The sequence below is a fragment of the Halostagnicola alkaliphila genome, from assembly GCF_055379965.1.
Genome location: NZ_AP043826.1, coordinates 2804731 through 2831296, shown reverse-complemented (window position 1 = coordinate 2831296; position 26566 = coordinate 2804731). Strand labels below are relative to the sequence as shown.

Below are 26566 nucleotides of genomic sequence, written 5' to 3'. Positions count from 1 at the left end.
CAGTAGAACAATTTCAGTGGGTGAGAAAGTCGTATCGAAGTGTGGCCGGGTCGCACGGAAAGCGTCGTCTCTCGAGAATGTCCGTGGGGTTGAACTGAGTGCGCTTAGACTCACTTACGGAAGTACGGCATCTGTCCGCATGGAAGTATGAGTTCCCCACTACGGAGGTACGGCATCCACACTACAGAGGTACGGCATCCGCACTACGGAAACACTGAACCCAGTATCGAACGCATTCGATAGCCGAACGAGTCGTTCTCGTAGCCGTTCCAACGGCGGATTCCGCCGGCCAGCGTCTCCGCCTCGTATCCCTCCTCATCGAGAATTCGGGTCGCTTTTCGGGCGACGATACCCGCCTTACAGACCGTGACGACGCGCCGGTCGGGATCTATATCCTCGAGATGTTCGCAAAAGCTTTCGCTTTCTCCGTTACGAAGATCTCCGTAGACTGGCACGTTCTGACTGCCCTTAATGTGACCGTCCCGAAACTCGGCGGCCGACCGAATATCGAGGACGACGGGGGCGTCGTCGCTCCCGAGTTGCTCGTCTAACGCCGACGGCGAAATCTTGCTCATTGCTCGGAGTGAACGAGCGAGCGTCAAAAGCCTTGAGGATCGTTTCTGTCGAACCGTTTCGATCGGTCGTCACTCCCCGGCTTCGGACGGGTCGACGACCTCTCCCGTCGCCGGATAGACGCCGACCTGGTCACACAGTCCCGCCATCGGACAGGCGTCCGGATCCTCGAGACACGCCGGCTTGCGCGCGGTGCAGTACTCCCGACCGAACTGGATCGTCGCGGTGTGACCGAAGCCGCACTTCTCGGCGGGGACCTCGCGTTCGACGATCTCGCGGACCGCCTCGTGGTCCGCGTCGGGCGGTGCGATCCCGAGCCGCCGGAAGATGCGGTGAACGTGCGTATCGACTGGAAAAACGCCACCGCGTCCGCCGGCGAACAACAGCACACAATCGGCCGTCTTCGGTCCGACGCCCCGAACGGAGAGCAGGGTCTCGCGAACCGTCTCCGGCGGCTCGTCCTTGACGAAGGCGTCGAACGCCGTCGCGGAGCCGAACTCCTCGAGAACCCGTTCGGCCGTGTCGATGATCGTCTCCGATTTTTGATTGTACAAGCCGGCCGAACTGATCGTCTCGGCGAGTGCACTTTGTTCTGCGTTCGCGAGCGCGGTGGCGAGATCCGACGTGGTATCTGGATCGCCGTCAACGCCACTGGTATCGTACCGCTCGAGAAGCGCGTCGTGTGCGGGCTGGCTGGCCTTGTCGCTCGTGTTCTGGCTCAAGATGGTACGCACGAGACACGTGAAGGCGTCTTGGCCGCCGTAGGTCTTCTGCCAGTACAGTTCACCAAGCTCGTCGACGACGGCCTCCGCTCGCGTGTCCGCGGTCGCGGGATCGAACTCCGCCGCGATACCGCCGCCGTCGACGCCGCCGCTGATGTTCCGGGACGGTTCCGGGTCGCCGCTCATGCGTTCGCGTACGCACCGAACGCGCAAAACGGCAGTGGATTCGCTCGAGTACGTCGCGCACAACGTCACTAGGAGACCAGTTACTTTGAGCCGCCTCGAGAAGCGGTAATCGTCACGGTCACGTCCGCGCCGTCCGCGAGCGTAGCGACGAGCTCCCGATCGAATCCTTCTGCCGCGTGCTCCGCTCCGAGCACGATCGTCCGGTCGTCGACGTAGTCGCTCGTTCGACCGACGGCGCTTCGTTCGCTCGAGAACTCGAGTTCCGGATCGCCCCGTCCCTGCACGACATCTCGGTGCTCGTCAGTCTCGAGAGCCACCGTGATCGTTGCCTCGGGATTCCGGCAGGCGTCGACGAATTCCGGATCGAAATCCGCCGGGGCACGGTCGGCTTCGATCGCCAGGATACAGTCGCCGGCGGGGGTGAGGAAGTCGTCCGTCGAAATTTCGAACGTGCTCGAGTGCTCGGCGCTGACGTGTTCGTGGCCCTGGGCGTTGATAACCTCCTCGAGCGTGGTCGACGTCGCGTTCTCGTCGTCAGCCCGTTCGCCGCCGTCGTTCCCGTCACCGTCGACTGAGTCGTTCATATCGAACGTACCAGCTTAACTCGGAAAATGGGATCGATCGCGCGGTCGTGCCCGCTTGTGGTATCTTCTCGCTTAGACGAGACTCGCACCGTCGAACTCGCCGCGACTGTACTCGATCTCCATCAGGTCGAGGATCGTCGGCGCGATGTCGTAGAGGTCCGCGTCACCGATCGTCACGTTGGGATCCTCGACGTACAGCGACGTGTCGTCGAAGCTGTGCATGCCGTTTCGGGGGCCGGTCGTGAACACGTCCGAGTCGGCCTTGAACCCGGACTTGAGGTCGAAGCCCTTCGACGGAATCGCGACCAGATCCGGTGCGATCTCGTCGTGGTCGCCGCGGAAGGCCGCCTCCTTCTCGACGACGCGGTCGACCACTTTTCGGCCCTCCGGTCCCTCGAGGGCCTCGAGTTCGGCCTTGAGTTCGTCGCGAACCTCGTCGTACTCTGCCTCGGGGACCGAGCCGCGCGGTTCCCGCCCCTCGAGGTTGATGTAGAATCGACCCGGAATGAACGAGTAGGCCTTGGTGTCGTCGGTGATGTCGCCGAGTTCCTCGGGCTCGTCGGTTCGGAACGAGAGCCAGTCGTTCGCTCGAAGCCACTCGTTGAAGTGGACCTCGTAGTCGAGGCTCGTAAAGCCGTGATCGGAGGCAACGATCATCGTGACGTCCTCCGGGAGTGCCTCGCGCAGTTTGCCGATGTAGTCGTCGACCTTCTCGTAGAACTCGAGGAACTCCTCGCGGAACTCGCCGTCTCGCTCGTAGTCTTTGAACAGGAAGTGGTTGACCCGGTCGGTCGTCATGAAGACGCCGAAAAAGAGGTCCCAATCGTCTTCCTCGATGTAGTGTTTGAACGATTCGAAGCGCGCGTCGACCGTCGCGTGTGCATCCTCGATGAACTCGGTTTTGTCCTCCTGATGACCGAGTTTCGGATTCACGTCGATACGGTACTCGTACTCCTCGAGCGTGTCACGAACATCGTCGGGGTAGGCGGCCTTATCGAGGCCGGGGGAGAGAAAGCCTGAAACCATCCGCTGGACGTTGCGTTGTGGCGGGAAGGTGACGGGGACGTTCATCACCGTCGCGTTTCGCCCCTCCTCCTGAACGCGGTCCCAGACGCGGTCGGCTTGCACTTCGTTGCCCATCGGAACGTAGGTGTCGTAGGTCCCGACTTCGCGGTCCTGAAAACCGTAGACACCGGTTTCTCCCGGGTTCATCCCGGTCGTCAGCGAGGGCCAGCAGGCGCTGGACTCCGGCGGCACGATACTCGAGATTTCGTTCGCGGTCCCGTCGTCGGCCAACGCCGCAAAGTTCGGGAACCGTTCTTCGTTATCCGTGAGAAGACTGTACGGAACACCATCAACTCCGATAAACGCGACTCGAGGGCTTCCATCGCCCCGTAACCGGTCAAACAGACCCATGCGGGGTCGTAGTCCGAGCGCATACAAGAAGGTTCGTTTCCACACACTGTTTTCGAGAACGGGCGCGTGGGCTTTCCCGCTCGAAAACGAGCTGGGTTTCCGTTGGAACGAGAGCTGGGTTCCGTAGATAGCGAGGGCGAATCCTGGTAGTGCGCTGTTCTCGAACGACCCGGAAAATCAATCGAACGAATATTGCCTTCCAAGACGGTTCCAGCGCTACTCGGAGCCGTTCGGTTCGAAATTTGTCGGAACGACGGTTGGATGCGCCATACCGACGCCGGCGTCGGGCTCCTCGCGGTCTGAACGCTGGTATCCAACGGGGGACTCTTTGGCTGCCATAACGAGTAATCCAACGCCCCCGAAGCCAATAAAATTACCCATGCTCATAATGCATGAGTGCTCGAGCGTTGATTACCACCGTGAATCAGCGGTCTCACCCGGATCGAAGTGACATCGCTAGTGTCCTCGACTCGAGGCCCATTCCGATAACTGTCCAACGAAGTGCGTTGGTCGAAAAACGGAGCCAGTTGTGGTCATCGAAACGACCAAACCGTGAAACCGGCTCCGAGGCGTTCCGATCAGGCGAAGTTCTCTTCGTAGAGGTCCTGTGCGTGTTCGATCGCGTCGTAGGCCGCCTGTCGGTCCTCCCAGCCCTGGGTCTCGACTTCCTTGTCCTCCTCTAAGTTCTTGTAGGTCGCGAAGAACTCGTCGATTTCGTCGAGTTGCTGCTGTGGAATGTCCTCGAGATCCTCGATGTGATCGTAGCGCGGATCCTCGGAGGGAACGGCGATGACTTTGTCGTCCTGCTCGCCGTCGTCGTCCATTTTCATCAGCGCGACCGGTCGCGCCTCGATGACGCAGCCGGGGAACGTCTGATCCTCGACGAGAACGAGCACGTCGAACGGATCCTCGTCGTCGTAATACGACTGCGGAATAAAGCCGTAATCGGACGGATAGTGAACGTTGGAGTGAAGAACGCGATCGAGAACGACACCCGGAACGTCCTTGTCGTACTCGTACTTGTTTCGTTCGCCTTTCAGACATTCGACGACCGCGTAAATTTCTTCAGGTGCGTTCGGTCCAGTTTCGAGGTCTTCCCAGAGGTTTACCATACCGGAACGAATCATGGTCAATCAAAAAGTACTTTCGTAATCGAATTGGAACATATACCTGATGGCCACCGGACGAATCAACGAGGTGAGCCAACGAAACCGTCCGAGAGACGCCGATACCGCCGTCGGCGACAGTGTTGCTGTCCTATCTGGACGAATAGTTGGCAAGTCTTAAATAGTCTGGTGACATTTACAAATCTATGTCAGAGGCACAAGCAGTTACGGGCGAACAGAGCATTGCGCGCGAATTGACCGCGTTCCAGAACAACATTCTCGTCATCCTCGCCAAAGAGCCGATGTACGGACTAGCGATCAAACGAGAGCTCGAGGACTACTACGGGACCGAAGTAAACCACGGTCGACTGTACCCGAACCTCGACGAACTCGTCGAACTCGGTCTGGTCGAGAAGAGCGAACTCGACAAACGAACCAACGAGTACTCGCTGACCGACGACGGCTACGACGCTGTCCTCGACGGCATCAACTGGACGCTCTCGAAGGTCGTCACGGGCAACGACCGAGCGGACGAGATCACGGATATCGTCGAAGACAGCTACTGAAAACGCCACTATCGAATCGATCGATTCACCCAACGAGGTGCGTCTCGCCGACGACTACTGGGACCGATATTCGGGCACCGGTTCCCCGGCCGTTTCGTAGATGAGTTCGATCGAGCGATCGAGCGCTTCCCGTTGGGATTCAGACGGCCACGCATTTCTAACAACGTACTCGTTCCGAAACTCCGAAAGCTCCGCGGCCGTCGCGGATTCGATCGGTTTCGCGTAGTGATTGCCCAGAAAATCCGCGAGCATCGCCGCGTTGTCGCCGTGGACATCGCCGTGAGCTTGTCGAACGTCGTCGACGAGCGCCCGGTTTTCCGCGTCGACGGCTTCCCAGTCGTCCGGATCGGCGGCTCCCTCGAGCGGAATTTCGACTGCGCGATCGAGGTCGTCGATCCGGTCCGTTCTGATGACTCCTGCTTCCTCATCGTGCCATTCCTCGGGGTGGAGGACGAGAACGTCATCGGCTTCCGTTCTGACGCGTGCAGTGTACTCGTGATCCTCGAGTAGCGTCTCTCGCTCGCCTTCGTACACGGTGGCCTCCTCGTCGTTGACGGCGTTTCGCTCGAGTCGGGTGAGCCGTTCCGCATCGTCGACCACCGACCTCGGGAGTGGCGGTTCGGTTTCGTCGCCTGCGCTCGACTCGTCTGTTTCAGTTTCTCCCCGCTCGTCGGAACTATCGCGATTCGATCCCGTGGTGGGGTCTTCGTTCGAGTTACTCATGCGGCATACTCGAGAAGTAGGGCGGCCGGCTTTTCAGTTGCGCGTTGTCGGTGAGGACTGACTCGCTGTCCCAGCAGAGTGCGGTGAGGATCCGACTTCTGGCCGTTCTCAGGCCTGGTCGAGCGCTTCGTTTGCGAGGCCGTCAGCTCTGTTATTTGCCTCTCGAGGAATGTGCTCGAGAGTCCACTCGTCGAACCCCGAGAGAAGTTCGAGAGCGGTCACGCGTCGCTCTCGGAGTTCGGGATTGTTCGTGTCGTATTCGCCCCGAACCTGCTTGACGATGAGTTCGGAGTCGCCGCGGACGTGTACCTCGTCGTAGTCGTAATCGCGAGCGGCCTCCAGTGCGGCGATGAGCGCTTCGTATTCGGCCTGGTTGTTCGTTGCGCGCCCAATCGTATCGCTCCCTTCGGCGACGATGCCGTCGCTCGTGACGATTACCCAGCCGATTCCCGCCGGACCGGGATTTCCCCGCGCGCCGCCGTCGAAGTAGACGTGCGCGCGACCGCCGCCCTCGCGTAACAACGACTCGAGGTCTTGCGGGCTCGAGCCCTGGATGACGATTTTATCGTCGTAGGCGATACCGGTCGCATCACCGCGGCTCGCCCGCCAACGCTCGTGATCCGTGTTTCCGGATTCGACGCTGACCCCCGACTCCTCGAGCCGTTCGCGCGCTTGTTCGACGTCACATTCGATGACCGGCATTCGTGAGAACTCGGCCAGATCCGGATAAAGTCTTTCTGGTTTCGAATTACAAACATCGGGCATGAGTTCTTCTAATAGCGGATTTCGGGGTTTTGGTGCCACTGACAAAAAACCCCTACCAAGGATTTATATACATCCGTGATACTACTATAAAAGTGCGATGACACGGTCCACCCGCCAGCGGGAGCGAACACGTGAGACGGACGAGACCGAGGAACAAGAAGGGGTACGTGCCTGCCCCGAGTGTGAATCGGATAATCTCGTAAAAGACTCCGACCGGGGTGAGCTCATCTGTCAAGACTGTGGGCTCGTCGTGGAAGAAGAGAAAATCGATCCCGGTCCTGAGTGGCGGGCGTTCAACCACCAGGAACGGCAACAGAAGTCCCGCGTCGGCGCGCCGACGACCCAGACGATGCACGACAAGGGACTGACGACGACGATCGACTGGAAAGACAAAGACGCCTACGGACGTTCTATCTCCTCGAAAAAGCGCAGTCAGATGCATCGACTGCGCAAGTGGCAAGAACGCATCCGTACCAAAGATGCCGGCGAACGGAATCTCCAGTTCGCACTCAGTGAAATCGACCGAATGGCATCCGCACTCGGCGTGCCACGTTCCGTGCGGGAAGTCGCTTCGGTCATCTACCGACGTGCGCTCAAAGAAGACCTCATTCGCGGCCGCTCGATCGAGGGCGTCGCGACGTCTGCGCTGTATGCCGCCTGTCGAAAGGAGGGCATCCCGCGCAGTCTCGAGGAAATTTCGGAAGTCTCACGTGTCGAACGCAAAGAGATCGGGCGAACGTATCGATACATCTCGCAGGAACTCGGCCTCGAGATGCGACCCGTCGACCCGAAAAAGTACGTCCCTCGCTTCTGTTCCGAACTCGAACTCTCCGAAGAGGTCCAGACCAAAGCCAACGAGATCATCGAAAAGACGGCCGAGGAAGGGCTCCTCTCGGGCAAATCACCGACCGGATACGCCGCAGCTGCGATCTACGCTGCCTCACTGCTCTGTAACGAGAAAAAGACTCAGCGCGAAGTCGCAGACGTCGCGCAGGTCACGGAAGTGACGATCCGGAACCGCTATCAGGAACAGATCGAAGCGATGGGGATCCACGGCTAACAACTCGTACTCCGGATTTTTTAGCGCTGGCGCGACGGCTACCGGCAACTACTAGCCACATACCAATCGAGTAACAGCGACAGCGAACCGATCAACGGCGCCGCGAACGGCCTCAAATCATGCCGCACCGTTCCGACAGCACTCGGGAACCTCCAATCTGGCGTCATGACGAATCTGTGCGGTGACGGGAATATGGTGTGTTCTCGAGAACACGATGCGATACCGAGACGCTCCTCGACCGGCTCGAGAAGTCGACCGTTCAGTCGTCTTTTCCGACGCTGATAACCTGCAACAGCGAGTAGACGGGAACGCCGTCGATCTCCTCGACGCCCTGTTTGTCCGCGAGGACGACGCAAGCGAGCGGGTCGCCGCCATCGGCGCGGATCGCCTCGATAGTCTCTCGCATCGTCGTCCCGCTCGTGATGGTGTCGTCGACGATGTAACAATCGCGGTTGCGAATCGTCGCGAAGTTGCGGGAGAACATGCCACCGAGTTCGTCGATGTCGCCTTCCTCCCACTGGTGTTTCGCCGGCGTGTAGGTCGCAAGATCGGTCTCGAGTTCTCGAGCGACCAGCGTCGCGATCGGACCGCCCGCCTTCTCGATCCCGATCGTGAGGTCCACGCCCTCGCCGTGTTTGGCGAGGAGGTCGGCCATCGCCGACGCGATCGACTCCATTCGCCCGCTGTCGCGGCCGATGGCGGACCAGTCGACGTGGATGTCCTGCGGGCCGCTTCGCGCCGCGCCGTCGGACTGACCGGAGTCGGACGGCTGCGGTGCCGTATCGCTGCGCTCGACGAGCCAGCTCGCGGTTTCACGGGAGACGTTCAGTTCGTCTGCGATTTCGCCTTTCGACAGGCCGCGCGTCGCGAGTTCCGACGCGCTTTCGATGAGGTCGTCGACGTTTTTCATATGCGGAGTGATTTGGGCCCCGTTTTTATAGGCGTATCGTCATTCACGAAAGCGGCCGTTACCTCGAGGCACCACTGGTGACGGTCGAACGGTCCACCACCAACCCACAATAATATGTATTCCCATCAATAATTCTTCGCCTATGTTCGGTCCGTCCGGCTTCACGCTGTGGAATTTGGTTCGAAAGCGGGGTGATGGAACGCCGCCCGTGGACATCGCGCTCTTGGCTCTCGGACTACTCGGGCTGGCTGGACTCGCGTTCTGGAGTGCAGTTCTTTCCCAGTTCGCCGGCCCCGTCGCCGAAGACAGCGTGAGTCCGCAGACCGTCGCGGGGGTACGATTCGGTCTGTTAGGCGTCTCGAGTCTGGTGCTCTCAGTGGCAGTCTATCAACGTCGACCGGTCGGTTGGATTGGCGCGTTCGCCATCGGCGTCCTCGGATTCTACGTAACGATGATCGGTTGGTTCGATATCGCGACCACCCAAACGTTCGCGTTCGTGGGCGTCGTGTCACCGCCGCTCGTGTTGTCGTATCTCGTTTTTCGACGGTCGGTGTTCTTCGAGTAATCGCGTTCCACCCTCGCTGTACGGCCCCGAATCGGGTGCAAAAACCGACACCGGGCGCAAGCTATATCCCCGCCCGGAATGGTCCGTGAACCATGGCCAGAAAATCCTATCAAGAGAAGCTCACGGAACTCCGTGAGGACGTCTGTTATATGGGAGAGGTCGTCATGGAGCGTCTGCGGATGGGGCTGGACGCCTTAGAGCAGAAAGACCACGACCTCGCTCGAGAACTGATCAAAGGCGACGGGGAGATCAACCGCATGTATCTCGATCTCGAGCAGGACTGTATCGACCTCCTCGCGCTCCAACAGCCCGTTGCGAGCGACCTTCGCTTTATCGCCGCCTCGTTCAAAATCATCACCGACTTAGAGCGCATCGCGGACCTTGCGGTCAACCTCGGGGAGTACAGCATGGATGCCGAACGCGACCTCTTTCCCGACGTCGACGTGCAGGCGATGGGCGAACTCACCCTCGAGATGGTCGACGACGCCATCGTCGCCTACGACGAGGAGGACGTCGACGCCTGCTACGAACTCTCCTCGCGCGACGACGAACTCGATCACTTCGCCGAGCGCGCGAGCGAAATCGTCGTTCGAGACCTGATCGAGCGCGAACTCGAGTCTCCCGACGAAGTGGAAACGATCTTGCAGGACGTTTCGCGACTCCTCCTGACGATCCGCGATCTCGAGCGCGTCGGCGATCACTCGGTCAACATCGCCGCCCGGACTGTCTACATGGTCGAAAACGACGACGAACTCATCTACTGAGGAACGCAGACTGATCGGACGCGGGCTTCCGTTCGCAGTTGTCTCGGCGACTTTTCTCAGCACTACTCGCCCGCTCGAATCGCGTGTTCGAAACCGTGTACTCGAGTCGTTCCTGCACATTCAGCCCACATAGCTATCACTTCGGCACTCGAGTAGGGTACGTATGAGCGATCGAAACGTCATCGAAGAACTCGAGGCGCGACTCAGTTTCGTTCCTCGAGAGCGACTGATACTCGGCATCGTCCTCCTCGTCCCGCCGTTTACAATCCTGGGTGTCGCCCTTCTCGGGTACGAACTCATGCGAGCGGGCAAACCGCTTCGCGAGGCCGAGGGCGAGCGGCTCATCGGTCCCGACCCCGATTCCGAGACGCTCTCGACCGAATACGAGCAGTAACGGAACGTCGTATCGGCCCCTCGTCGGTTCACCGCGTCGTCGCGGCCGTTCGACTCGGCACCCGCGTCAACAACTGCGCCGTATCGAACACGTTCCTCGTCTCGAGGAGCACCTCCGCGGCTTCTCGAACCGGAAAGTCGGCCTCGAGTTCGACGCCGTGACAGCGCGCGTAACACTCGAGCCAGGCGTTCATCGCCCGGCGAAGCGCCGTTAGTTCGGGTTCAGTAAACGGGACCAGCCGACCGCCGGTTCGCGCCTCCACGTAGAGCCAGATCGCCTGGCCGGCACCCTCTCGAAGGTACATCTCTCCGTCGGCGGGCGTCGCCGTCTCGAGATCGACCGCCCGGCGGTCGCGTTCGGCGCGCCGAGCGAGGGCTGCGATTTTCGGCCCGTATCGGCTCATTGTCGTGACGAGTCGGTCATTTCGGTGCTCGCCTCGGGACCGTTCATCCCTCTCGATACTCGACGCCCTTTCCGCCGCGGGGATGCTCCCACTCGGTGTCGGCGACGATAGCGCAGGTGCCACACTCGACGCAGGGCTGGGTGTCGAGGCTCACGAGCGTCTCCTCGCTCCCGTTTGTTTTCACCGTTTCCGATCGATAACAGCCGCCGCCGAAGTCCTCGGCGCTGACGGGACAGGCGTAGACGGCATCGCCGCTCGCCTCGAACGACTCGTCCCGGAGACGAATGTGTGGATTCCCGACGTCGGTATCGTAGGTCAGGTCGCCGATCCGTTCCTCGAGCGTCGGCGGTTCGACCTCGTTTTCCCAGTGAATCGTTCGGCCGTGTTTCTCGCCGATGACCGACGGGAGCGTCACGTATCCCGTGCTGGTGTCGGGAAGCATCGAGACGAGGAACGGCGAGTTGTACGCCAGTTTCATGGCCCGCTTCGACAGCGGGTTTCCGACGGCGACGCTCCCGACCGGCGACTCGAGGACGCGGTCGACGGCCTTCGTGACCACGTCGCGCTCGCCGACGGTGCGAGCGAGGTCGTACCGCCGCGGACGGAGTTTGTCCATCGTGCCCGAGCGCTCGAGCATCTTCGCGTAGCGCCGACCGGCGCTTTCGGGATCTTCGTTGCCTCGAGAGACGACGAAGGCGTCGGCCGCGAGCGCGCCCGCGCTGACCGCGTGATTCATCCCCTTGATGATGGGGCCCTGGGCTTGCATCTGGCCCGCCGCGTCGCCGACGAGGACGAGCCGATCGCGGTAGGGCTCTTTGTGCGCTACTTTCTTCGAGTCGGGCACCAGCTTCGCGGCGTACTCGCGCTCGTCGTACTCACCCCTGAACCACTGTGCCAACAGCGGGTGTGTGAGCAACGAATCGAGCAGTTCGTGCGGTTCGGCCTGTTCAGCGACGAGACTGTCTAAGTGGAACACGGTGCCGATCGACAGCGAGTCCTCGTTGGTGTAGAGGAAGCCGCCGCCACGAACGTCGTCGAACAGGTCCCCCGAAAACAGGTGGGCGACTCCTTCGTCGTCGTCGATTCCGAACCGCTCGGCAATCGTGTCGCCGTTCATCTCGACGGTCGCCTTGACGCCCTGGAACCACTCGTCGGGGTCGTCCCAGTTCATCAGGTTCGCGTCGCGGGCGAGTTCCGAGTTCACCCCGTCGGCCGCGACGATAACGTCCGCCGTGATCGGGTCGAGTTCGTCACACGTTACGCCGACGATTTCGCCGTTTTCTCGGAGCAGTCCGTTAACTCGAACGCCGGTCAGCACGCCCCCGCCCGTCTCGCTGGTCTTCTCGTGAACTCGTTGCTCGAGCCAGGAGTCCATCGGTCGCCGAAGCACGGCGTCACACCAGTCGGTGTCGTGCTCGTGGAGCTCGGTCAGGTCGTAGGTCTTGACCTTGTTTCCCGCGATATTGTGGATCTGGTAGTCGGTGACCGGCCGTTCACCCGCCTTCTCGCGGAAGTTCTCGAAGAGGTCGTCGATCGTGTACGGTGCCGAGTCTTCGGCGTAGATGAGTCCGCCGGAGACGTTCTTCGACCCGGCTTCGGTACCGCGCTCGAGGACGAGCGTCTCGACGCCGTGGTCTGCGAACCTCGCCGCGGCGGCGGCTCCGCCGGGTCCACAGCCGACGACAATTGCTTCGTAGTGCTCGTACTCGTCGTTCGCTTGGCTCGTTTCATTGGTCGACATCAGTCCTCACCTCCGTTTTCGTCGGTCGCTTCGTTCTCCGCGTTCGGTCCGTCGGCGTCGTCACCAACACCGTCTCCGGCGTCGGCACTACCGCCGTCCGCAACGGCTTCGAGTTCGAACTCGCCCGATTCGACCGCCGCCGTGAGTTGGGGGAGCACCTCGAAGAGATCTCCCTCGATGAAGTAATCACTGAAATCTCGTATTCTCGCGTCCGTATCCGTGTTTATCGTCACGATCGTATCGGACTCGTCCATTCCGACCTTGTGCTGGACGGCACCCGAAACGCCGGCCGCGATATAGACATCGGGCGCCACGACCTGGCCGGTCTCACCGATCTGTCGCTCCTCCTTCGAGTACTGTTCGACGTGACCCTCGAACTGGTAGGAGGAGGTAACGATTCCCCGCGTAATTCCGAGCGCCGCGTCCTCGAACGCGTCGACGAGGTCGAGACCGAGTTCCATCCCTTCGGTGGGATCGTCGGCGATTCCCCGACCCAAACAGACGATCACGTCGTGGCCGGTCAGGTCGATCCCCTCCTCGAGTTGGTCGTGTTCGGTGATCTCGACCGCGAACCAGTCTTTCTCGAGTTCCATGTCGTGTTCGACGACGAGTCCGTCCCGATCGCGGTCGGCTTCCATCGGTTCGAAGCTTCCAGGGATGATCGACGCCCCCTGCGGGTGGAAGTCCCGACCGGGGTTGTCCAGACACAGGATAGTCGAGTACTCGAAGCCGGAGAAGTCCGGCCGCTTCATGTGCAAGACCTTCTCGAAGGTCTTCTTGACGCCGGGTTCGCCCGTCTTCACCGGGTTCGAGACCTCCTCTTCCTTAATGAAGAGATCCGAGCAGTCCGAAGCGAGCCCCGAGTCGAGTTCCGCCTGCACCTTCGCCGAGAGGTCCCGTCCGTTGTTCGTCGCCGGAAATAGCACGTACCGAGGTTTATCGTACTCGCGCCAGTCCGTGCTCTCGACGGTCCCCTCCCCGCGGGCCATGTGCGCCGAGATTTCGGTGTAGGGCTTGTGGAGGAATCGCTCGAGGCGCTCGTCGTCGTGGTAGACGGCGACATCCGCGCCGTGGGCAATGCACTCCTCGGCGAGTCCCTCGCAATCCTCGCCCATGAGGAACGCGACGACTCGCTCGTCGTCCCCATACTCGTCCTCGAACTCGTCCATCAGCGTGCGAGCCTTGCCGAGCATCTCCGTCGAGACCTCGAGCAACTCGCCCTGCTGGGTTTCACAGAAGACCCACATGTCCTCGTAGTCACCGCCGTCGAGCGCGCGGACGTGTCGCTTGTCTCGAGTCGGGTGCGAGAGGCCGTCGTCTTCTTCAGGCACTTCTTCGTCGGCGTCTTCGCTTTCAGCGGCGTCGGCTTCCGTCGCTTCCTCGAGGTCCTCGCCTTCGGCCTCCTCGCCGACGTCTTCTTTCGTCTCCTCGTACTCTCCTTCGGTCTCGTCGCTCGAATCCGCCGCTTCGTCAGCTTCGACATCGGCGTCCGGGTCGCCGTGTGATTCTCCGATCAGTTCGTCGGGGTCGCCGATCTCCTCGAGACGCTTGTGGACGGCCTCCCGGGCAGTCTTTCGGTCCTGACCCGCACGTTCGGCCTCGAGCACCGCGTTCAATTCCTCGGCGTCGTCGATCGCTTCGAGTTCCTCCGTCAGTTCGTCGATGGTGTGTTCCTCCGGATCGATTCCCATCGTCAGTCACCTCCCGCGTGTGGCTGTAGCTCCTCGAGCACCTGTCCCATCCCCTCTCCGTCTTCGGGCTCGATCATCGTCGCCTCGCGTTCGGACGGCGCTTTCGGAATCGGATCGACCGAAGAGACGATGGTCGGCGAACCGTCGAGGCCGATGTAGTCCGGATCGAGGTTCAGATCTTGATGGTCCCACGTCGTTAGCTGGGCCTCGTGATCGGCCGCCCGCTCCTCGGTCTCCCCGCGGAGTCGCTTGTGCGTCAGGCGATGGGAGGCCTTGCGGTAGGTCGGGGAAAATTCCGGATCGGCGATAACCATACACGGCAACGGCGCTTCGACGGTCTCGATCTCGTCCACGTCGCCCTCGACGAGGCGCTTCGCCCGAAGGATTCCCTCCTCGGGGTCAATGTCGAGCGCTAATACGTGCGTCACGATCGGCCACTCGAGCGCCCAGGCGGTCTGTGGCCCGGTCTGTCCCGTCTCGCCATCGGCCGTTTTGAAGCCCGCAAAGATGAGGTCGACGTCCGCGACCTCTTCCTGGTACTTCTCGAGTCCCGAACAGAGCGTAATTGCCGTCGCCCAGGTGTCCGACGCCGCGAGTTCCCGATCCGAAAGGAGGTAACTGTCGTCGGCGTACACCGATTCCATGGCCTCCTCGAGGACGCTGGCGTAGCCCGGCGGTCCCATGCTCATCCCGCTGACGTGCCCGCCGTGGCGAACCTTCGTCTGAAGCGCGGCCTCCAGAGCCACCTCGTCGTTGGGATTCATCACCGTCGGCGTCTTCCCGCGCTCGAGATGGCCCTCCTCGTTGAAGGAGACGGCACCCTCCGAGAAGTCGGGGACGCCTTTCGTCAGCACGACGGATCGCATGTGCCCCTCCATGTCTGTGGTATGTGTGTCCGTAGCATAACTCACCTTACTCTATCGTAACTAGTACTATTAAGAATGTGGGTGAGAATCACCACCGGAAAGACGGCGAGGCACCGGTTTTGCGGATCGCTGTGAAGATCCGATCGAACGCCTCGTCGGAAATTTCCTTGCTCGACGGCGTATCGGCTTTTCGAGAGCAGGCGGCACGCGTTGCCGGACCACTCGCGCGAGTTCGGGGCTATCACTCGAGCGCAAACCTAGTTCACTCTAGCTCGCGTTCGGTCGTCCCCATCGTGATTTCGCCGTCCGCGCGGATCGTCCCGTCGACCTCCGCTCGAGGCGCGATATCGAGCGTATCACACGACACGTCCCCGAGCACCCGAACGTTTTTTTCGAGGACGACGTCGCCGTCTCGCGTCGTCAGGTCGCCGTGGATTCGAGTGGCGCTCCCGACGGTGACGTCCCCTCGAGCGCGAAGGCTTCCGAAGACGTCGCAGTCTTCGTCGACATCGATCGTCTCGGCTCGAACGTTCCCGTGAAGTCGACAGTCCGAGCCGATCCGGGCGGGTGTCGAAACGCGCCAGGCGTCGTCGTTGACGGTCGCGTTGCGAGGAATAACCAGCGGATCGGCTTCGACTTCCTCCTCTTCGTCGACCATTTCGGAGATGAGCTTCTGGGCCGCGTCGTCTTCGCCGATCAAGAGGAGGTGTTTGAGGTAGACGAACAGAAACACGATGGTCGGCATCGGATTGCGGATAACGATCCAGCCGTTAGCTTCGAAGCCCTCCTCGATATCGACGTCGTCGCCGATATCCAGATCGCCCGCAACCTTGAGTTCGCCGTTGATGTGCACTCGCTCGCCGAGGTAAGCATCCTGCCCGACGAGCACGTCGTCGTCGATGTCACACCACATGTCGAGTCGACAATCGCCTTCGGCTTCGATTGCGCCGTCGACTTCGACGTTTTCGCCCAGCAGCACGTTTCGCCCCCGGATACCGAACTCGATAGTCGAGCGACCGCCGACGAGGACGTCGCCGTCGGTCACGAGGTCGACTTCCTTGGCTTCCGTCCCGTCGGGAACGACGAGTTCGTCGAGCGGATCCCTACTGAAGGCCACACTCGCAACGAATGTGGCCCCCCGGTATTAAACCTCTCGCGCCGTCCGCCGTTCGTCAGACGAAGATGTCAATTCGTTTTACTTCGGCCGCTCTTCATCACCGCTTTCGATTACCGGCGATTCGCTCGAGGAATCCGCCGACCAGCTTCGGAGACCGGCCGTCGAATCGGTCGACGCCGCGAAAGCGCAGTCGCCCTGCTTTTAATCCACCGTCGCATACAGTCAGCTATGACAACGCTTGCGTTCGACGACACCGGCGTCGATGTCGTCTACGAAGGAACGGAGTTTCGCCTCGAGCAGGACCTTATCGAAGAGGCGACCGAGAAGTCTTACTACGACGTCACCGACCACGAAGTGTTACAGATCGTCGCCGAACAGCCGGACCTGCAGGGCGAACCGCGACGGATCGGCGATATAATCGAGTGAATAGCGGCCGCTCGAGGTGGCACTAGGGGAACCCCTAACAGCACCGTCAGCTGTCAGCCGCTTCGATCTCGATTGAAGCGCGTTTTCCCCAATCGACGTGAACTTGGCAGGTGTACTCGGCCATCTCCTCGCTGGCTACGATCTCGAGCGACTGCGTCTCGTTTTCCTCGGCCATCAGTTCGGTGCTGTAGTCCGCGACGACCGCCTCGTCGTCGTCCCAGACCTCGAGGTTGTGTGACTGGCCGTCGGCGTTCTCCCACGTGATGACGTACTCGTTTCCTTCGAAGAGGACGAGCGTCGGATTCTCCGCGCCCTCGATGAGCTCGGGCTCGAGGCCTTCCCAACTCGAGGTCGTGGCGCTCAACACGATCTCGTCGACTCCCTCCCAGGCTTCGGGATCGGTGGTCGAAGGTGGTTCGTCGTCGGCTCCCTCGTTCCCGTCGTCCCGTTCGTCCTCGGTATCTCGAGCGGTGCCATCGTCACCAGTAGCGTCGTCGTTTGCCGTTTCGTTTTCCCCGTTTGGCGTTTCGTTGCCGTCGTTCGATTCCTCGCCGCTGTCGTCACCGCTGAGACAGCCGGCGACGAGCGCGGTTGCAGCGACGCCGCCCGCCAGTTTCAGTGCCCGCCGCCGGGCCACCGAATTCGATCGTTCCATTGCGTCGATTGTCCAGTTTCCTCACTATTGGTACGCCCTCCATACTCTCAGTAACTCGCGACTGTCGGGCTCACCCGATTCGGCGAACCGTTTCATCGACAGCAAGCGGAGCCGTTTCGAGTTCGCAACTCGAGCAAACCCATGCCGGAACCACTTGCCATGTCGGAACCACAGTAGTCGGCGGGTTGTGTCCGGTTCAGAAACACCAATGAATACTTATGAGTCGTCGGGCACGACCCCAACCCATGCTCGTCAACGCATTGAAGTACCCCCTCGAGGACGACGATTTCCTCAAAACGCTGCTTATCGGCTCGGTGCTCATCGTGACATCCGTTTTGATACTTCCCTTCTTTATCCTCATGGGGTACATCACGAGAACTATCCAGAGCGCATCCAACGGCGTTGAACCGCCGCAGTTCGGCGACTACGGTGGGCTCCTCGTCGACGGGCTGAAACTCACGGCGGTGTTCCTGCTCTATTTCGTCGCGATCATGGTCCTGTTGTTCGCGACGGCCCTCGTGGCCGAACTCAACGAAACGGTGGGGCTGGCGCTGATGTGGGCGCTCCTCGTCCCGTCCTACTTCGGGTTGATCTACGCATCGGTTTCGATCATGTTCCATTTCAGTCGAAACCGGAGGATCAGCGACGCGTTGGACGTCCGGGACGTGTTGCAAACGGCCTTCAGTCTCCGGTACCTCGCTATCGCCCTGTTCGTCGTGTTCATCGGACCGATCGCCTTCGCGATTTTCCAGGTCGCGCTGGCGTTTACGATCATCGGCCTTCTACTGATCCCCGCGACGTTGATCTACGAATTCATCGTCTACTCCAAGCTGATGGGCCAGGTCGACGGATCGGCGGCCCGCTCGAGCGCATAACACGTTCAGAATCGATTCTCAAACGGAGCGGACTCGAGCGGCGACCGGCCGACGGTTACTCCGTTCCGTACCTGTCCGCCGCGGATTCGAAGCCCGTCTCCTCGAGTTCGCGCCCTCGGCGTTCCTCAAGCGCGGCGACGGCTTCCGGATCGGGTGCGACGTCGTCGGTGATCCGCGCCCACGAGTTGTGGACCTTCGCGTGGCACCATCGACAGAGGTAGATCGTGATTTCGTGGGAGAGCTCCGGGTCGGCGTCGTCAGTTTCGTTCTCGGGATTACCGGTACTGTCGTTCTCCGTGGTCTCGAGGGTGTCCTTGTACGAGAGATGGTGTTCCTCCAGGAGCGGTCGCTCGTCGGTCAGTTCGTTTCGTTTTTCCTCGAGTCCGCAGCGAACGCACTCCCTGTCCTGATTCCGGGATCGAAAGTGCGGACAATCAGCCCACGTCTCGTCGGTTTCGGGATTCGCGACCGGGCACGTGTAGTCGTCCTCGGCGCGCTCTCGAGCGAACTCCGGATCGTGTTCGTAGTGGTCGAAGGCGTACCGGCACTGCCCCTCGCCGGTCAGGTAATCACAGAGGCCCGCGAACTCGTAGGGATCGTCGACCCCCACCGACGTCCCTCGCGGCGTTTTCTCCATTTTGGAGGGTATTGGGCTCGAGGCGGTTTGAATCCACTGGGCTCGAAAGAACACGGACGCCCCACATTGGCGTCAGTACACGCCGTGGAGAAGCAGGTAGACGACGATCCCGAGCGAGAACGAAATCAGCCAGAGACTCGCGGCGATCCGGCCGTATCGCGCGTGAGTGGTCCGGGGCAGTTCCTCGAGCGGGTACGCGATCGCCTGCAAGAGCGCGTAGTAGAGGAACGGAATGCACGCGACCGCGAGCAGGATGTGAACGGCGAGGATCGGCAGGTAAACGAACTGGTAGACGGTTTCGGGACCGGGAAACGCCTGCGGTCCGCCGGTCGCGACCAGCCGGTAGAGGTAGAGAACTAGAAACGACGCGAACAGGCCGAACGAGGTCAGCATCGCGGCTCTGTGTTTCGAGATCTCGCCGCGTCGAATCGATCGCCATCCCAGCGTTATCGTTCCGATCGCGGTCAGGCTGATGAGCACGTTGACGTGCGGAATCGCGTCGAGTAGCCACTCCGGTGCGGTCGGGACGACCGACGGCGGAATCTGTCCACCCGCCGCCGCAAAGACCACCGCGAGCGAAACGACGCTCAGTATTCCGGTGAGGGGACCGACGCGTTCTCGAGAGACGTACTCCATAGATGATCGTTCGTCTGGTACGGGAAAGCGGTTACTGTCCTCGAGTAGGGACTCGAAGAGAGTTTTGGAAGGAGAACCACATCGCGAGAGCCGACGCTTGTGGGTGTTGTTTCCTGTAGAATTGTGCGTGGGTGATGTCCTCGAAGGAGATCACCTGCATCGTTTCGCTCGACGGCGATGCCGTCTCACGTTCCGCGGCGCGTAGCGCCGCGCATGCGATGCGTGGGACCGGATTTGAACCGGCGGACCCCTACGGGACAGCGCCCTCAACGCTGCGCCGTTGGCCTGGCTTGGCTACCCACGCTCGCGTTCTCTTTCTGCACTCAATCGTATCCAGTGTGACTATTAAAGCCCTTTCCTTTAGATCGGTGCCTGCGGCGACATCACATGGATCCGTCACAAGCGGAGCGTTCAAATGCTCGAATTGCCAAATAGTATCATGGCCAAGTACTCGACCGGATCGTCCTCCGGCGGCGGCGGGACGTCCTGTGAACTCTGTGGCGCGGAGAGCGATTCGCTCACTCGAGCGAACGTCGCAGGCGCGGAACTCGAGGTCTGTCCGAGCTGTGCACCGCACGACGACGCCCAGCGAACGAGCGGGTCCGACAGCGGTTCCAGTGGACACGACAGCGGACGGGGAAACGAACCGAGCCGAAAGCAGAAAGCGGCCCAAAACGTCGCCAAAGCGAACCCGATCTGGGACGGCGACTCCGAGCACTGGGAGAAAGAGGGGACAAACTACGACGACGACCCGCTCCCGTACCTGATTTCGGGCTACGGAGATGTCTTCGTCGAGGCTCGACAGGAAGCCGGGCTTCAACGCGAGGAACTCGCGGAGGAGCTCGGCGTTCCCGAAAGCGACCTGCTCGCCGTCGAACAGGGCAGAGCGACCCAGGCCGGAATCGGTGGCGGACTCATCGCAGCACTCGAGGACCGGCTGGATATCGAACTCGAGGAGTAACCATCTCTGGACTCGGTTCTCAAGGACGGATGAATCGACGGTAGGTCACGGGTCGGCGAGCAGACTTTTATTGTCGGCAAACGGAGGTCAACCGATGAGCGGGCAACAAGCGGCGGCGGAGCCGTACACGACGCGGTTCGAAACCGAGGTTGTGGCCGTCGACGGCCGGCGTGTCTGGCTCGAGACGAGTTATTTCTACGCCGAAAGCGGCGGCCAACCTGCGGATAGAGGAACGATAAGCGATGTCGAGGTCGAAGACGTGCAACTCGTCGACGGCGAACAGGTGCACGTGCTGGCCGAGGAGCCGTCGTTCGCCGACGGCCACCGCGTTCTCTGTCGGATCGACTGGTCGTTTCGCATGTACTGCATGCGCGCACACACGGCGAGTCACGCGCTTTACGGAGCGGGGAGAGAGCTTCTTTCCGATTTGGGATACGGCGGGTTCGACATCGGCGAGGAGAAGGTCCGCGTCGACCTCGAGACCTCGACCGAAATCGACGACCAGACGCTCGTCGAGTTGAACGAACAGCTGAATCGGGTCGTCTGGGAATCCCGGTCCGTCTCTTGGGAGGATGTCCCGGTCACGGATGCGCGCGAACGAGAGGATATCGCCTTCAACGAGGCGACCGAGGAGGAGGCGTTCGAGAAGGGACGGGTTCGCCTCGTGACGATCGGCGAAAAAGACGAGAACGCCAATAGCGGCATCACTCCGAAGAACCCGTGGGACGTCGCGGCGTGTGGTGGAACGCACGTTCGAAACACCCGCGAAATCGGTCCGGTCACCGTCCTCGGACGGTCCAATCCCGGCGAAGGCATGACTCGAGTCGAGTTCGCCGTCGGCCCGAACGCCATCGATCGGCGGGCCACAGAGAAAGAAACAGCGTTCGCGGCGAAGTCGAAACTGGGTGTCAGTCTCGAGGACGTAACAGACGAACTCGAGCGCCGGGCCACAGAGCGCGAGGACCTCGCTGACGAACTCCGAGCGCGCGAACGCGAACTCGTCGCGGAGCGCCTCGAGAACGGTCGAACGGTCAAAGATGACGAGGATGACGACGAAAGACGATGGCTACTCGCGGCTGTCGGCGAGATTTCGACGGGAGTCGCCAGCGACGTTCTCGAGGATCGTCGAAGCGAGTTCGGGGATGTCGTCGTCGCGACCGGAGAAACCGATTCCGTCTTCGCCGTCGTCGCCACAGACGGATCGACGTCCGCGACGGCGGTGCTCGAGGACATCACCGCCGAGTTCGGCGGCGGAGGCGGCGGATCGGATCGGCTCGCTCAGGGCGGCGGGTTCGACGCCTCACCGGAAGATATCATCTCGATGCTCGAGTGAGCCTCCGTTTCGACGGGCTCTCGTGTTTCGGCGTGCTGTCGTCGCTCGGCGGGTTTGCGTTTCTCGGCGTATCTGCGTCTCTCGACGGATCTGCGTTTCTCGGCGTACTTCTGTTGTCGCCCTAATTTCCGTTGCCGACCTACTTTCCGTCCTCGATTACGTTCGCTTTCTCGTCGCGGACTTGATCTCGTCACCCTCTCGCCACTGGTAGTAGTGGTACTCGGTTCCGGCGATTTCCGTGACCGAGACGGTCGCCCGTTCCGGGACGCCGTCGGGCAACTCCGGCCCTCCTCGATCGGACTCTCTCGACTCCTCCCACGCCGCACGCTCCTCGAGGTACGTTGCGACCGCCCGGAGCGTCGACGGTTCCTCCGCCTCGAATACGGCGAGAGAGTCGAGAACGTCCTCGTCGAGGCCTTCGGGAGGAAGCGGTCGGTCGGCATCGTTCATCGGATTAGCATCGCCCGCGAAGCGTCAAAACGTCACCGCTCGCGCACAGTGCCAGACACGTCACCGCTCGCGAACGGTGCCGCCGGATAGTCCCTCCCAGTCGACGCCGTATCCGAGCCGAGACAGCAGTGCACTCGAGTCGGAGACGCCGTAGGAGTCGAACGTCACTTCAGCGTCCGCGAGGTCCATCCCGTCCTCGAGTTCCGTCTCGAGTTCCTCGAGAACCGCCGGACGGACGAGCGTTCGCCCGACGAGTTCGTGGTCGGGGTAGGACGGCTCAGTCAGCGCGTCTTCGCTGACGTCATACGTCTCGGCGAGCGACGAGAGGGTCACGACATCGTCATCGGGGATAATTTCGTCGGGCAAGGACTCGACGCTCTCGGCGACGAGATCGGATTCGAACTCTCTGAGTACGCTCGCGACGTCTTTGAGTCGAACGGAGCCCGAATAGGGGATCGCCCGATGGTCTCGAGCCGCGATCTCCTCGCCGACGCCGAGCGATTCGTCGACGGCGACGATCATGTCGACATCCTCGAGATTTTCGAGTTGCTCGAGTTTCTTCTGGACGTACTCGGGCGTCCAAAAGCCCATAATCTCGAGGAAGATCCGAAAGTCGGCGTGGTGATACTCGAAGGCGAAGTCGGGGATCATCACCCGTGTACCACTCTCTAGGGCCTCGGGTTCGCGGACCAGATCCCACTCGAGGTCGACCGCTCCGACGCGAGCGGCGAACTCCGATTCGACGCTACTGTCGAACGAAACGTCTACGACCGGTTCCGCGTCGGGGACGGACACTGGATCCTTGCTCGAGAGCGCCATCGTCCGCTCCGTTCCACGGTCGTCTACCGTCGCCTCGAGTCGCCACTCCTCGGTCTTCGCGACCGTTCGCAAGAGTCTCGCAAACCGCGTTCCGTACCGTCTCGTGGCCCGAAAGAGGTGCGTCGGTCCGGTGACGACGACCTCGCGGCCCTCAGCCGTCTTCTCGATTTCGTACATCAGCCGCAGTCGTTTGATCGCCGAGATCAGCGCTTTCGGATCGCTCGAGCGAACGCGAATCTCCGTGGCGTCAAACAGCGCAGTCTGGGCCAGCGAAAGGTTGTACTGTGCGAGTAGCTCGTCGGGGCTCCACCGCGCGTCGACGCGCTCGACGATCTGTCGGTCCTCGAGATCGGCGTACAGCGACGCCGCGATGTCGTCCGCGGAAATTTCGAGGGTTTCGCCGGCCCCGACCAGCGCCAGCGCGCGTTCTTCCTGGGAGGCGACCCCGCCGACGGCTTCCGCGGCCTCGAACGCCGCCCGTCTCGCGCGAACCGGCTCGAGCGGCGCTTCGGTCTGGACGGTCGTCTCGCGGTCCAAGAGCGCGCCGAATCCCCGAATCAGTTTGAATTCGTCGACGGGGCGCTGGCGGTCTCCTCCGGACGAGCCCGCGGCGGAGTCGTCGGTTCGGCCGACACCCCGTTCGAGTTCCTCGAGCGACGACTCGAGCGAGCCCCGCGACTCGCCGACGTGCCCCTGGTAGATTCCGATAACTCGCGCCGCGAGCGGGCGGTGTTCGCGTCCGGCAAAGCGCGGCTGATACCCCCCTCCTGCGCGCGACACGCGCAACAGGTCCTTCGTCAACATCTACCAACCTATCAGTCGAGGGAGGGTAAAAGTCACCCGGAATGCGGGGTCTCGCTGGTCTCGATCTATCGCCGACGGTCGGCGACGCGTTCCTCGCTCGTCTCCTGGCTCACGACTTCGTACAACAACGCTCGTCCGCCGTCGGCTTTCGGTCTGAGAATCCGACCGAGACGCTGGGTGAACTCCCGTTCGCTTCCGCTTCCGGAGAGGACGACGGCGACCGAGGCGTCGGGAACGTCGACGCCCTCGTCGAGGACGTTCGACGTGACCACGCGCGAGTACGTTCCCTCGCGAAAGCGCTCCAAAATCTCTCGGCGTTCGTCCGTTCCCGTCCGGTGGGTGATCGTGGGAATCAAGAATCGTTCGCTCACCTCGTAGGCCAGGTCGTTCGAAGCGGTGAAAACGATGATTCGTTCGTCGCGATGGTCGTCGAGGATCGTCTCGAGCGTCTGGATTTTGGCGTCGCTTCCTCGAGTAATCTCGCGTGCACGCTGGCGTGCGAGGAGCGCCTCGCGCGCCTCGGGATCGTTGCCAGATCGCTTGACCAATTGCTGGTAGTCCGAGCCGCTGGTCATCCGGATGTTCGAACTGGCGAGGTAGTCCGTGAAGATGTCCTGGTTCTTCTCGTACTCCTCGCGTTCCTCGTCGGTGAGCGAGACCTCGAGGCGTTTGACGTCGTAGGGCGCGAGGTGGTCGCCGGCGAGTTCGTCGACCTCGATCCGGTGGACGAGCGGGCCGACGAGGTCGGCGACCACTTCGTGGGCGTCGTCCGGCCGCTCGAACGTCGCCGTGAGTCCGAGCCGCGCGGGTGTCGCAAGCAGTCGAGCGATATCGCGGTATCCCTCCCCGCCGAGGTGGTGGACTTCGTCGAAAACGACGAGGCCGAACCGGTCGCCGACCGAGTCCGCCTTCAGGTACGCCGAGTCGTACGTCGAGACGGTGATCGCCTTGAGCCGCTGTTCTCCGCCGCCGAACCGCCCGATCGGAACGTCGAACTCCCGCTCGAGCTCTCGCTGCCACTGCTCGAGCAGGTCGATCGTCGGAACCACGATCAGCGTTGGTCTCGAGAGCCGCTCGATCGCTTTCAGCCCGATGACCGTCTTGCCGCTCCCCGTGGGGAGTTCAAGGACGCCCGTAGGGGCGGGAGGAGCGTCGTCGACGCCCGCAAACCGATCGGTTTCGAGCCAGTCCTCGAGCGCCGTGTTCTGGTAGTCACGGAGCGTGTAGGCCGACTCGAGCTGTGGAAGGTCCTCGAGAGTCAGCACGCGATCGTCGACTGTCGCTCGATCGTTCTGGACGGTTTCGAGAAGGGGCGCGTACTGAACGCCCGGAACGCGGTGCGTCTCGGTTCGCGAGTCCGATTCGAACTCGAGGGTGGGCGAGTCGAGAAGCTTCGAGCGGACGCCTTCGGGGAGGGCTCCGTCGAGACGGACCGTCCCGTCTTCGTACCGAAGCGTGAGATGGAACCCGTCGCCCGAGCCCGGAGCCATCATAGCCCCCAATCACACTGGATGCACATATATCGATTGGCTGGGGTCATTTCGGCCGGCTGCTGTGCGAATTCGAGGGGACACGGCACGTTCACAATCGCTATCCGGAAAGGTGACACGTCCGAGGGCGGACCTCAATCCTTTTATTACCGCTGTTCTTTGACTGGGATATGAGCGAAGACGAGGGGACGAACGCAGACGCCCAGGCCGTCCCGTCCGAGGAGGAATCCGACGACGTCGCCGAGGGGGCTGAGCAGTCCGCAGGCCAAACGGACGGATCTGGCGCTGTCGACGGTACCGAGCATTCGACCGCGTCGAGTTCCGAGACCGAAACGCCAGTCGACGAGTCGACCGAGGACGAGAGCGCAGTCGACCCGATGCTCTCCGCGACGCTCTCGGACTCCGTCGAGGAGCTTTCGGACGAGGAAACCTCGGCCGAGGTCGACCGACTGCTCGAGGACTTCGTCGAACGCGAGGAGGACCTTACCGACCGCATCGAAGAGCAAGCCGAGACCATCGGCGAGTTGCAGGCCGCACTCGAGGAACGAGACGGACGACTGGAGGAGGCAGAAGCCGAAGTCGAGGACCTCCAGAGCCGGCTCAAACGCAAGCAGGCCGACTTCCAGAACTACAAGAAACGGGCCAAAAAACGCCAAGAGCAGATGAAAGAGCGCGCGACCGAAGACTTGGTCGAACGACTAGTCGGCGTTCGGGACAACCTCAAACGCGCGCTCGAGGAGGAAAGCGGCGACGTCGAAAGCCTTCGGGACGGCGTAGACATGACCCTCCGGGAGTTCGACCGGATTCTCGAGGACGAGAACGTCACAGAGATTGATCCGGAACCGGGAGCCGAGGTCGATCCCCAACGGCACGAGGTCATGATGAACGTCGACAGCGACCAGCCCGAGGGGACCGTCGCGGACGTGTTCACACCAGGCTACGAGATGGGCGAGAAGGTCATCCAGAACGCACAGATAACCGTCTCGAACGGGGAGCTCGCCGACGGCGGTGAGGAAAACGCGGACGACGAGAGCGGAGACGAGACCGCCTCTGCTACCGAGGACACGAGCGGCGGCGACGGGTCTGTAGACGACACCGCCGGGAACTGATAGGGATTATCGTAGGGATTCATAGATTTCTTGTTCGAAAATCGAAACACGGTGTCAACCCTTATGAGGCGAAACATCCGGCTGGCTACGATAATCCCTATGAACCGAAGCCGAACCGCTTTTTCGACGTTTTCGCAGTCGCTGCGACCAGAAGGTGTCGGCCGGCCGTACTCACTCGTGTAAAATTATAAGTGAGAATACACGAAATGTGCGAGCGAT

General features: G+C 61.4%; 30 protein-coding genes and 1 tRNA gene. 10 read left to right on the top strand and 21 right to left on the bottom strand.

Annotated features, from left to right (window positions below):
- Positions 1–203 precede the first annotated feature (203 nt).
- From ACZ5C7_RS19425 to ACZ5C7_RS19400, 6 genes are all read right to left on the bottom strand, one after another.
- Positions 204–575 (bottom strand): rhodanese-like domain-containing protein, encoded by a 372-nt coding sequence (locus tag ACZ5C7_RS19425; protein ID WP_464377907.1) that lies wholly within the window; start codon positions 573–575, stop codon positions 204–206.
- Positions 576–644: 69 nt separating this feature from the next.
- The gene (locus ACZ5C7_RS19420) at positions 645–1481 is read right to left on the bottom strand and encodes an endonuclease III domain-containing protein (RefSeq protein WP_464377906.1); all 837 of its coding nucleotides are present in this window, start codon (positions 1479–1481) and stop codon (positions 645–647) included.
- Between the two features lie 80 nt (positions 1482–1561).
- Positions 1562–2065 carry a DUF371 domain-containing protein gene (locus ACZ5C7_RS19415; protein WP_464377905.1) on the bottom strand — a complete coding sequence of 168 codons (504 nt, stop codon included), beginning with the start codon at positions 2063–2065 and terminating at the stop codon, positions 1562–1564.
- Positions 2066–2137: 72 nt separating this feature from the next.
- Positions 2138–3481, bottom strand: a complete 1344-nt coding sequence (locus ACZ5C7_RS19410; RefSeq protein ID WP_464377904.1) for an alkaline phosphatase family protein — start codon at positions 3479–3481, stop codon at positions 2138–2140.
- 216 nt (positions 3482–3697) lie between these two features.
- Positions 3698–3820, bottom strand: a complete 123-nt coding sequence (locus ACZ5C7_RS19405; protein ID WP_464377903.1) for a hypothetical protein — start codon at positions 3818–3820, stop codon at positions 3698–3700.
- A gap of 239 nt (positions 3821–4059) precedes the next feature.
- Complete coding sequence (locus ACZ5C7_RS19400; protein WP_464377902.1) at positions 4060–4593, bottom strand: inorganic diphosphatase; 534 nt, start codon at positions 4591–4593, stop codon at positions 4060–4062.
- Positions 4594–4793: 200 nt separating this feature from the next.
- On the opposite strand from ACZ5C7_RS19400, the gene ACZ5C7_RS19395 reads away from it, so the two are divergent.
- A complete protein-coding gene (locus ACZ5C7_RS19395; RefSeq protein ID WP_464377901.1) occupies positions 4794–5153 on the top strand; it encodes a PadR family transcriptional regulator in 360 nt (119 codons plus the stop codon).
- Between the two features lie 54 nt (positions 5154–5207).
- Here the strand turns inward: ACZ5C7_RS19395 and ACZ5C7_RS19390 are convergent, their stop codons facing one another.
- Positions 5208–5876 carry a DUF7108 family protein gene (locus ACZ5C7_RS19390; RefSeq protein ID WP_464377900.1) on the bottom strand — a complete coding sequence of 223 codons (669 nt, stop codon included), beginning with the start codon at positions 5874–5876 and terminating at the stop codon, positions 5208–5210.
- 108 nt (positions 5877–5984) lie between these two features.
- On the bottom strand, positions 5985–6578 hold the full coding sequence (gene rnhA, locus ACZ5C7_RS19385; RefSeq protein WP_464377899.1) for a ribonuclease HI: 594 nt from the start codon (positions 6576–6578) through the stop codon (positions 5985–5987).
- A gap of 160 nt (positions 6579–6738) precedes the next feature.
- Here rnhA and ACZ5C7_RS19380 point away from each other — a divergent pair, with 160 nt between their 5' ends.
- Positions 6739–7701, top strand: a complete 963-nt coding sequence (locus ACZ5C7_RS19380) for a transcription initiation factor IIB (protein WP_049953109.1) — start codon at positions 6739–6741, stop codon at positions 7699–7701.
- 259 nt (positions 7702–7960) lie between these two features.
- Here ACZ5C7_RS19380 and gfcR read toward each other — a convergent pair whose 3' ends face one another.
- A complete protein-coding gene (gene gfcR / locus ACZ5C7_RS19375; RefSeq protein WP_464377898.1) occupies positions 7961–8611 on the bottom strand; it encodes a transcriptional regulator GfcR in 651 nt (216 codons plus the stop codon).
- Between the two features lie 142 nt (positions 8612–8753).
- Here gfcR and ACZ5C7_RS19370 point away from each other — a divergent pair, with 142 nt between their 5' ends.
- The 3 genes from ACZ5C7_RS19370 to ACZ5C7_RS19360 all read left to right on the top strand — a co-directional run bounded on the left by ACZ5C7_RS19370 (position 8754) and on the right by ACZ5C7_RS19360 (position 10334).
- Positions 8754–9176, top strand: coding sequence for a hypothetical protein (locus ACZ5C7_RS19370; RefSeq protein ID WP_464377897.1), 423 nt, complete (start codon positions 8754–8756; stop codon positions 9174–9176).
- 92 nt (positions 9177–9268) lie between these two features.
- Positions 9269–9940 (top strand): phosphate signaling complex protein PhoU, encoded by a 672-nt coding sequence (gene phoU / locus ACZ5C7_RS19365; protein WP_464377896.1) that lies wholly within the window; start codon positions 9269–9271, stop codon positions 9938–9940.
- Between the two features lie 163 nt (positions 9941–10103).
- Positions 10104–10334, top strand: a complete 231-nt coding sequence (locus tag ACZ5C7_RS19360) for a hypothetical protein (protein WP_464377895.1) — start codon at positions 10104–10106, stop codon at positions 10332–10334.
- 28 nt (positions 10335–10362) lie between these two features.
- Here the strand turns inward: ACZ5C7_RS19360 and ACZ5C7_RS19355 are convergent, their stop codons facing one another.
- From ACZ5C7_RS19355 to ACZ5C7_RS19335, 5 genes are all read right to left on the bottom strand, one after another.
- Entirely contained in the window at positions 10363–10737 is a 375-nt protein-coding gene (locus ACZ5C7_RS19355; protein WP_464377894.1) for a hypothetical protein, read from the bottom strand.
- Between the two features lie 43 nt (positions 10738–10780).
- Positions 10781–12478 (bottom strand): flavoprotein, encoded by a 1698-nt coding sequence (locus ACZ5C7_RS19350; protein ID WP_464377893.1) that lies wholly within the window; start codon positions 12476–12478, stop codon positions 10781–10783.
- Positions 12478–14169, bottom strand: a complete 1692-nt coding sequence (locus ACZ5C7_RS19345) for an electron transfer flavoprotein subunit alpha/FixB family protein (protein ID WP_464377892.1) — start codon at positions 14167–14169, stop codon at positions 12478–12480. Before ACZ5C7_RS19345 ends, ACZ5C7_RS19350 begins: the two co-directional genes overlap by 1 nt.
- 2 nt (positions 14170–14171) lie before the next feature.
- The gene (locus ACZ5C7_RS19340; RefSeq protein ID WP_464378480.1) at positions 14172–15035 is read right to left on the bottom strand and encodes an electron transfer flavoprotein subunit beta/FixA family protein; all 864 of its coding nucleotides are present in this window, start codon (positions 15033–15035) and stop codon (positions 14172–14174) included.
- A 262-nt stretch (positions 15036–15297) separates the two neighbouring features.
- Positions 15298–16152, bottom strand: coding sequence for a polymer-forming cytoskeletal protein (locus ACZ5C7_RS19335; RefSeq protein WP_464377891.1), 855 nt, complete (start codon positions 16150–16152; stop codon positions 15298–15300).
- Between the two features lie 228 nt (positions 16153–16380).
- On the opposite strand from ACZ5C7_RS19335, the gene ACZ5C7_RS19330 reads away from it, so the two are divergent.
- Positions 16381–16578 (top strand): DUF5800 family protein, encoded by a 198-nt coding sequence (locus ACZ5C7_RS19330; protein WP_464377890.1) that lies wholly within the window; start codon positions 16381–16383, stop codon positions 16576–16578.
- A gap of 46 nt (positions 16579–16624) precedes the next feature.
- Here ACZ5C7_RS19330 and ACZ5C7_RS19325 read toward each other — a convergent pair whose 3' ends face one another.
- Positions 16625–17233, bottom strand: a complete 609-nt coding sequence (locus ACZ5C7_RS19325; protein WP_464377889.1) for a twin-arginine translocation signal domain-containing protein — start codon at positions 17231–17233, stop codon at positions 16625–16627.
- Positions 17234–17478: 245 nt separating this feature from the next.
- Here ACZ5C7_RS19325 and ACZ5C7_RS19320 point away from each other — a divergent pair, with 245 nt between their 5' ends.
- Entirely contained in the window at positions 17479–18108 is a 630-nt protein-coding gene (locus tag ACZ5C7_RS19320) for a DUF4013 domain-containing protein (RefSeq protein WP_464377888.1), read from the top strand.
- Positions 18109–18163: 55 nt separating this feature from the next.
- On the opposite strand, the gene ACZ5C7_RS19315 is transcribed toward ACZ5C7_RS19320, so the two are convergent.
- From ACZ5C7_RS19315 to ACZ5C7_RS19305, 3 genes are all read right to left on the bottom strand, one after another.
- Complete coding sequence (locus ACZ5C7_RS19315) at positions 18164–18745, bottom strand: DUF7097 family protein (protein WP_464377887.1); 582 nt, start codon at positions 18743–18745, stop codon at positions 18164–18166.
- Between the two features lie 72 nt (positions 18746–18817).
- The gene (locus ACZ5C7_RS19310) at positions 18818–19381 is read right to left on the bottom strand and encodes a DUF420 domain-containing protein (protein WP_464377886.1); all 564 of its coding nucleotides are present in this window, start codon (positions 19379–19381) and stop codon (positions 18818–18820) included.
- Between the two features lie 219 nt (positions 19382–19600).
- Positions 19601–19685, bottom strand: a tRNA-Leu gene (locus ACZ5C7_RS19305).
- Positions 19686–19820: 135 nt separating this feature from the next.
- Between ACZ5C7_RS19305 and ACZ5C7_RS19300 the strand changes: the two genes are divergently transcribed.
- Entirely contained in the window at positions 19821–20342 is a 522-nt protein-coding gene (locus ACZ5C7_RS19300) for a transcriptional regulator (protein ID WP_464377885.1), read from the top strand.
- A 94-nt stretch (positions 20343–20436) separates the two neighbouring features.
- The gene (locus tag ACZ5C7_RS19295) at positions 20437–21675 is read left to right on the top strand and encodes an alanyl-tRNA editing protein (RefSeq protein ID WP_464377884.1); all 1239 of its coding nucleotides are present in this window, start codon (positions 20437–20439) and stop codon (positions 21673–21675) included.
- Positions 21676–21831: 156 nt separating this feature from the next.
- On the opposite strand, the gene ACZ5C7_RS19290 is transcribed toward ACZ5C7_RS19295, so the two are convergent.
- From ACZ5C7_RS19290 to ACZ5C7_RS19280, 3 genes are all read right to left on the bottom strand, one after another.
- Positions 21832–22125 carry a hypothetical protein gene (locus ACZ5C7_RS19290; protein ID WP_464377883.1) on the bottom strand — a complete coding sequence of 98 codons (294 nt, stop codon included), beginning with the start codon at positions 22123–22125 and terminating at the stop codon, positions 21832–21834.
- Positions 22126–22185: 60 nt separating this feature from the next.
- Positions 22186–23748 carry a DUF790 family protein gene (locus tag ACZ5C7_RS19285; protein WP_464377882.1) on the bottom strand — a complete coding sequence of 521 codons (1563 nt, stop codon included), beginning with the start codon at positions 23746–23748 and terminating at the stop codon, positions 22186–22188.
- A 65-nt stretch (positions 23749–23813) separates the two neighbouring features.
- Positions 23814–25241 carry a DEAD/DEAH box helicase family protein gene (locus ACZ5C7_RS19280; protein ID WP_464377881.1) on the bottom strand — a complete coding sequence of 476 codons (1428 nt, stop codon included), beginning with the start codon at positions 25239–25241 and terminating at the stop codon, positions 23814–23816.
- Between the two features lie 167 nt (positions 25242–25408).
- Between ACZ5C7_RS19280 and ACZ5C7_RS19275 the strand changes: the two genes are divergently transcribed.
- On the top strand, positions 25409–26347 hold the full coding sequence (locus ACZ5C7_RS19275; protein WP_464377880.1) for a nucleotide exchange factor GrpE: 939 nt from the start codon (positions 25409–25411) through the stop codon (positions 26345–26347).
- The last annotated feature ends 219 nt before the right edge of the window (positions 26348–26566 follow it).

Coding starts and splice junctions, on each gene's coding strand:
- ACZ5C7_RS19425 (WP_464377907.1), bottom strand. CDS start 575: ATGAGCAAGATTTCGCCGTCGGCGTTAGACGAGCAACTCGGGAGCGAC.
- ACZ5C7_RS19420 (WP_464377906.1), bottom strand. CDS start 1,481: ATGAGCGGCGACCCGGAACCGTCCCGGAACATCAGCGGCGGCGTCGAC.
- ACZ5C7_RS19415 (WP_464377905.1), bottom strand. CDS start 2,065: ATGAACGACTCAGTCGACGGTGACGGGAACGACGGCGGCGAACGGGCT.
- ACZ5C7_RS19410 (WP_464377904.1), bottom strand. CDS start 3,481: ATGGGTCTGTTTGACCGGTTACGGGGCGATGGAAGCCCTCGAGTCGCG.
- ACZ5C7_RS19405 (WP_464377903.1), bottom strand. CDS start 3,820: ATGGCAGCCAAAGAGTCCCCCGTTGGATACCAGCGTTCAGACCGCGAG.
- ACZ5C7_RS19400 (WP_464377902.1), bottom strand. CDS start 4,593: ATGGTAAACCTCTGGGAAGACCTCGAAACTGGACCGAACGCACCTGAA.
- ACZ5C7_RS19395 (WP_464377901.1), top strand. CDS start 4,794: ATGTCAGAGGCACAAGCAGTTACGGGCGAACAGAGCATTGCGCGCGAA.
- ACZ5C7_RS19390 (WP_464377900.1), bottom strand. CDS start 5,876: ATGAGTAACTCGAACGAAGACCCCACCACGGGATCGAATCGCGATAGT.
- rnhA (WP_464377899.1), bottom strand. CDS start 6,578: ATGCCGGTCATCGAATGTGACGTCGAACAAGCGCGCGAACGGCTCGAG.
- ACZ5C7_RS19380 (WP_049953109.1), top strand. CDS start 6,739: ATGACACGGTCCACCCGCCAGCGGGAGCGAACACGTGAGACGGACGAG.
- gfcR (WP_464377898.1), bottom strand. CDS start 8,611: ATGAAAAACGTCGACGACCTCATCGAAAGCGCGTCGGAACTCGCGACG.
- ACZ5C7_RS19370 (WP_464377897.1), top strand. CDS start 8,754: ATGTTCGGTCCGTCCGGCTTCACGCTGTGGAATTTGGTTCGAAAGCGG.
- phoU (WP_464377896.1), top strand. CDS start 9,269: ATGGCCAGAAAATCCTATCAAGAGAAGCTCACGGAACTCCGTGAGGAC.
- ACZ5C7_RS19360 (WP_464377895.1), top strand. CDS start 10,104: ATGAGCGATCGAAACGTCATCGAAGAACTCGAGGCGCGACTCAGTTTC.
- ACZ5C7_RS19355 (WP_464377894.1), bottom strand. CDS start 10,737: ATGAGCCGATACGGGCCGAAAATCGCAGCCCTCGCTCGGCGCGCCGAA.
- ACZ5C7_RS19350 (WP_464377893.1), bottom strand. CDS start 12,478: ATGTCGACCAATGAAACGAGCCAAGCGAACGACGAGTACGAGCACTAC.
- ACZ5C7_RS19345 (WP_464377892.1), bottom strand. CDS start 14,169: ATGGGAATCGATCCGGAGGAACACACCATCGACGAACTGACGGAGGAA.
- ACZ5C7_RS19340 (WP_464378480.1), bottom strand. CDS start 15,035: ATGCGATCCGTCGTGCTGACGAAAGGCGTCCCCGACTTCTCGGAGGGT.
- ACZ5C7_RS19330 (WP_464377890.1), top strand. CDS start 16,381: ATGACAACGCTTGCGTTCGACGACACCGGCGTCGATGTCGTCTACGAA.
- ACZ5C7_RS19325 (WP_464377889.1), bottom strand. CDS start 17,233: ATGGAACGATCGAATTCGGTGGCCCGGCGGCGGGCACTGAAACTGGCG.
- ACZ5C7_RS19320 (WP_464377888.1), top strand. CDS start 17,479: ATGCTCGTCAACGCATTGAAGTACCCCCTCGAGGACGACGATTTCCTC.
- ACZ5C7_RS19315 (WP_464377887.1), bottom strand. CDS start 18,745: ATGGAGAAAACGCCGCGAGGGACGTCGGTGGGGGTCGACGATCCCTAC.
- ACZ5C7_RS19310 (WP_464377886.1), bottom strand. CDS start 19,381: ATGGAGTACGTCTCTCGAGAACGCGTCGGTCCCCTCACCGGAATACTG.
- ACZ5C7_RS19300 (WP_464377885.1), top strand. CDS start 19,821: ATGGCCAAGTACTCGACCGGATCGTCCTCCGGCGGCGGCGGGACGTCC.
- ACZ5C7_RS19295 (WP_464377884.1), top strand. CDS start 20,437: ATGAGCGGGCAACAAGCGGCGGCGGAGCCGTACACGACGCGGTTCGAA.
- ACZ5C7_RS19290 (WP_464377883.1), bottom strand. CDS start 22,125: ATGAACGATGCCGACCGACCGCTTCCTCCCGAAGGCCTCGACGAGGAC.
- ACZ5C7_RS19285 (WP_464377882.1), bottom strand. CDS start 23,748: ATGTTGACGAAGGACCTGTTGCGCGTGTCGCGCGCAGGAGGGGGGTAT.
- ACZ5C7_RS19280 (WP_464377881.1), bottom strand. CDS start 25,241: ATGATGGCTCCGGGCTCGGGCGACGGGTTCCATCTCACGCTTCGGTAC.
- ACZ5C7_RS19275 (WP_464377880.1), top strand. CDS start 25,409: ATGAGCGAAGACGAGGGGACGAACGCAGACGCCCAGGCCGTCCCGTCC.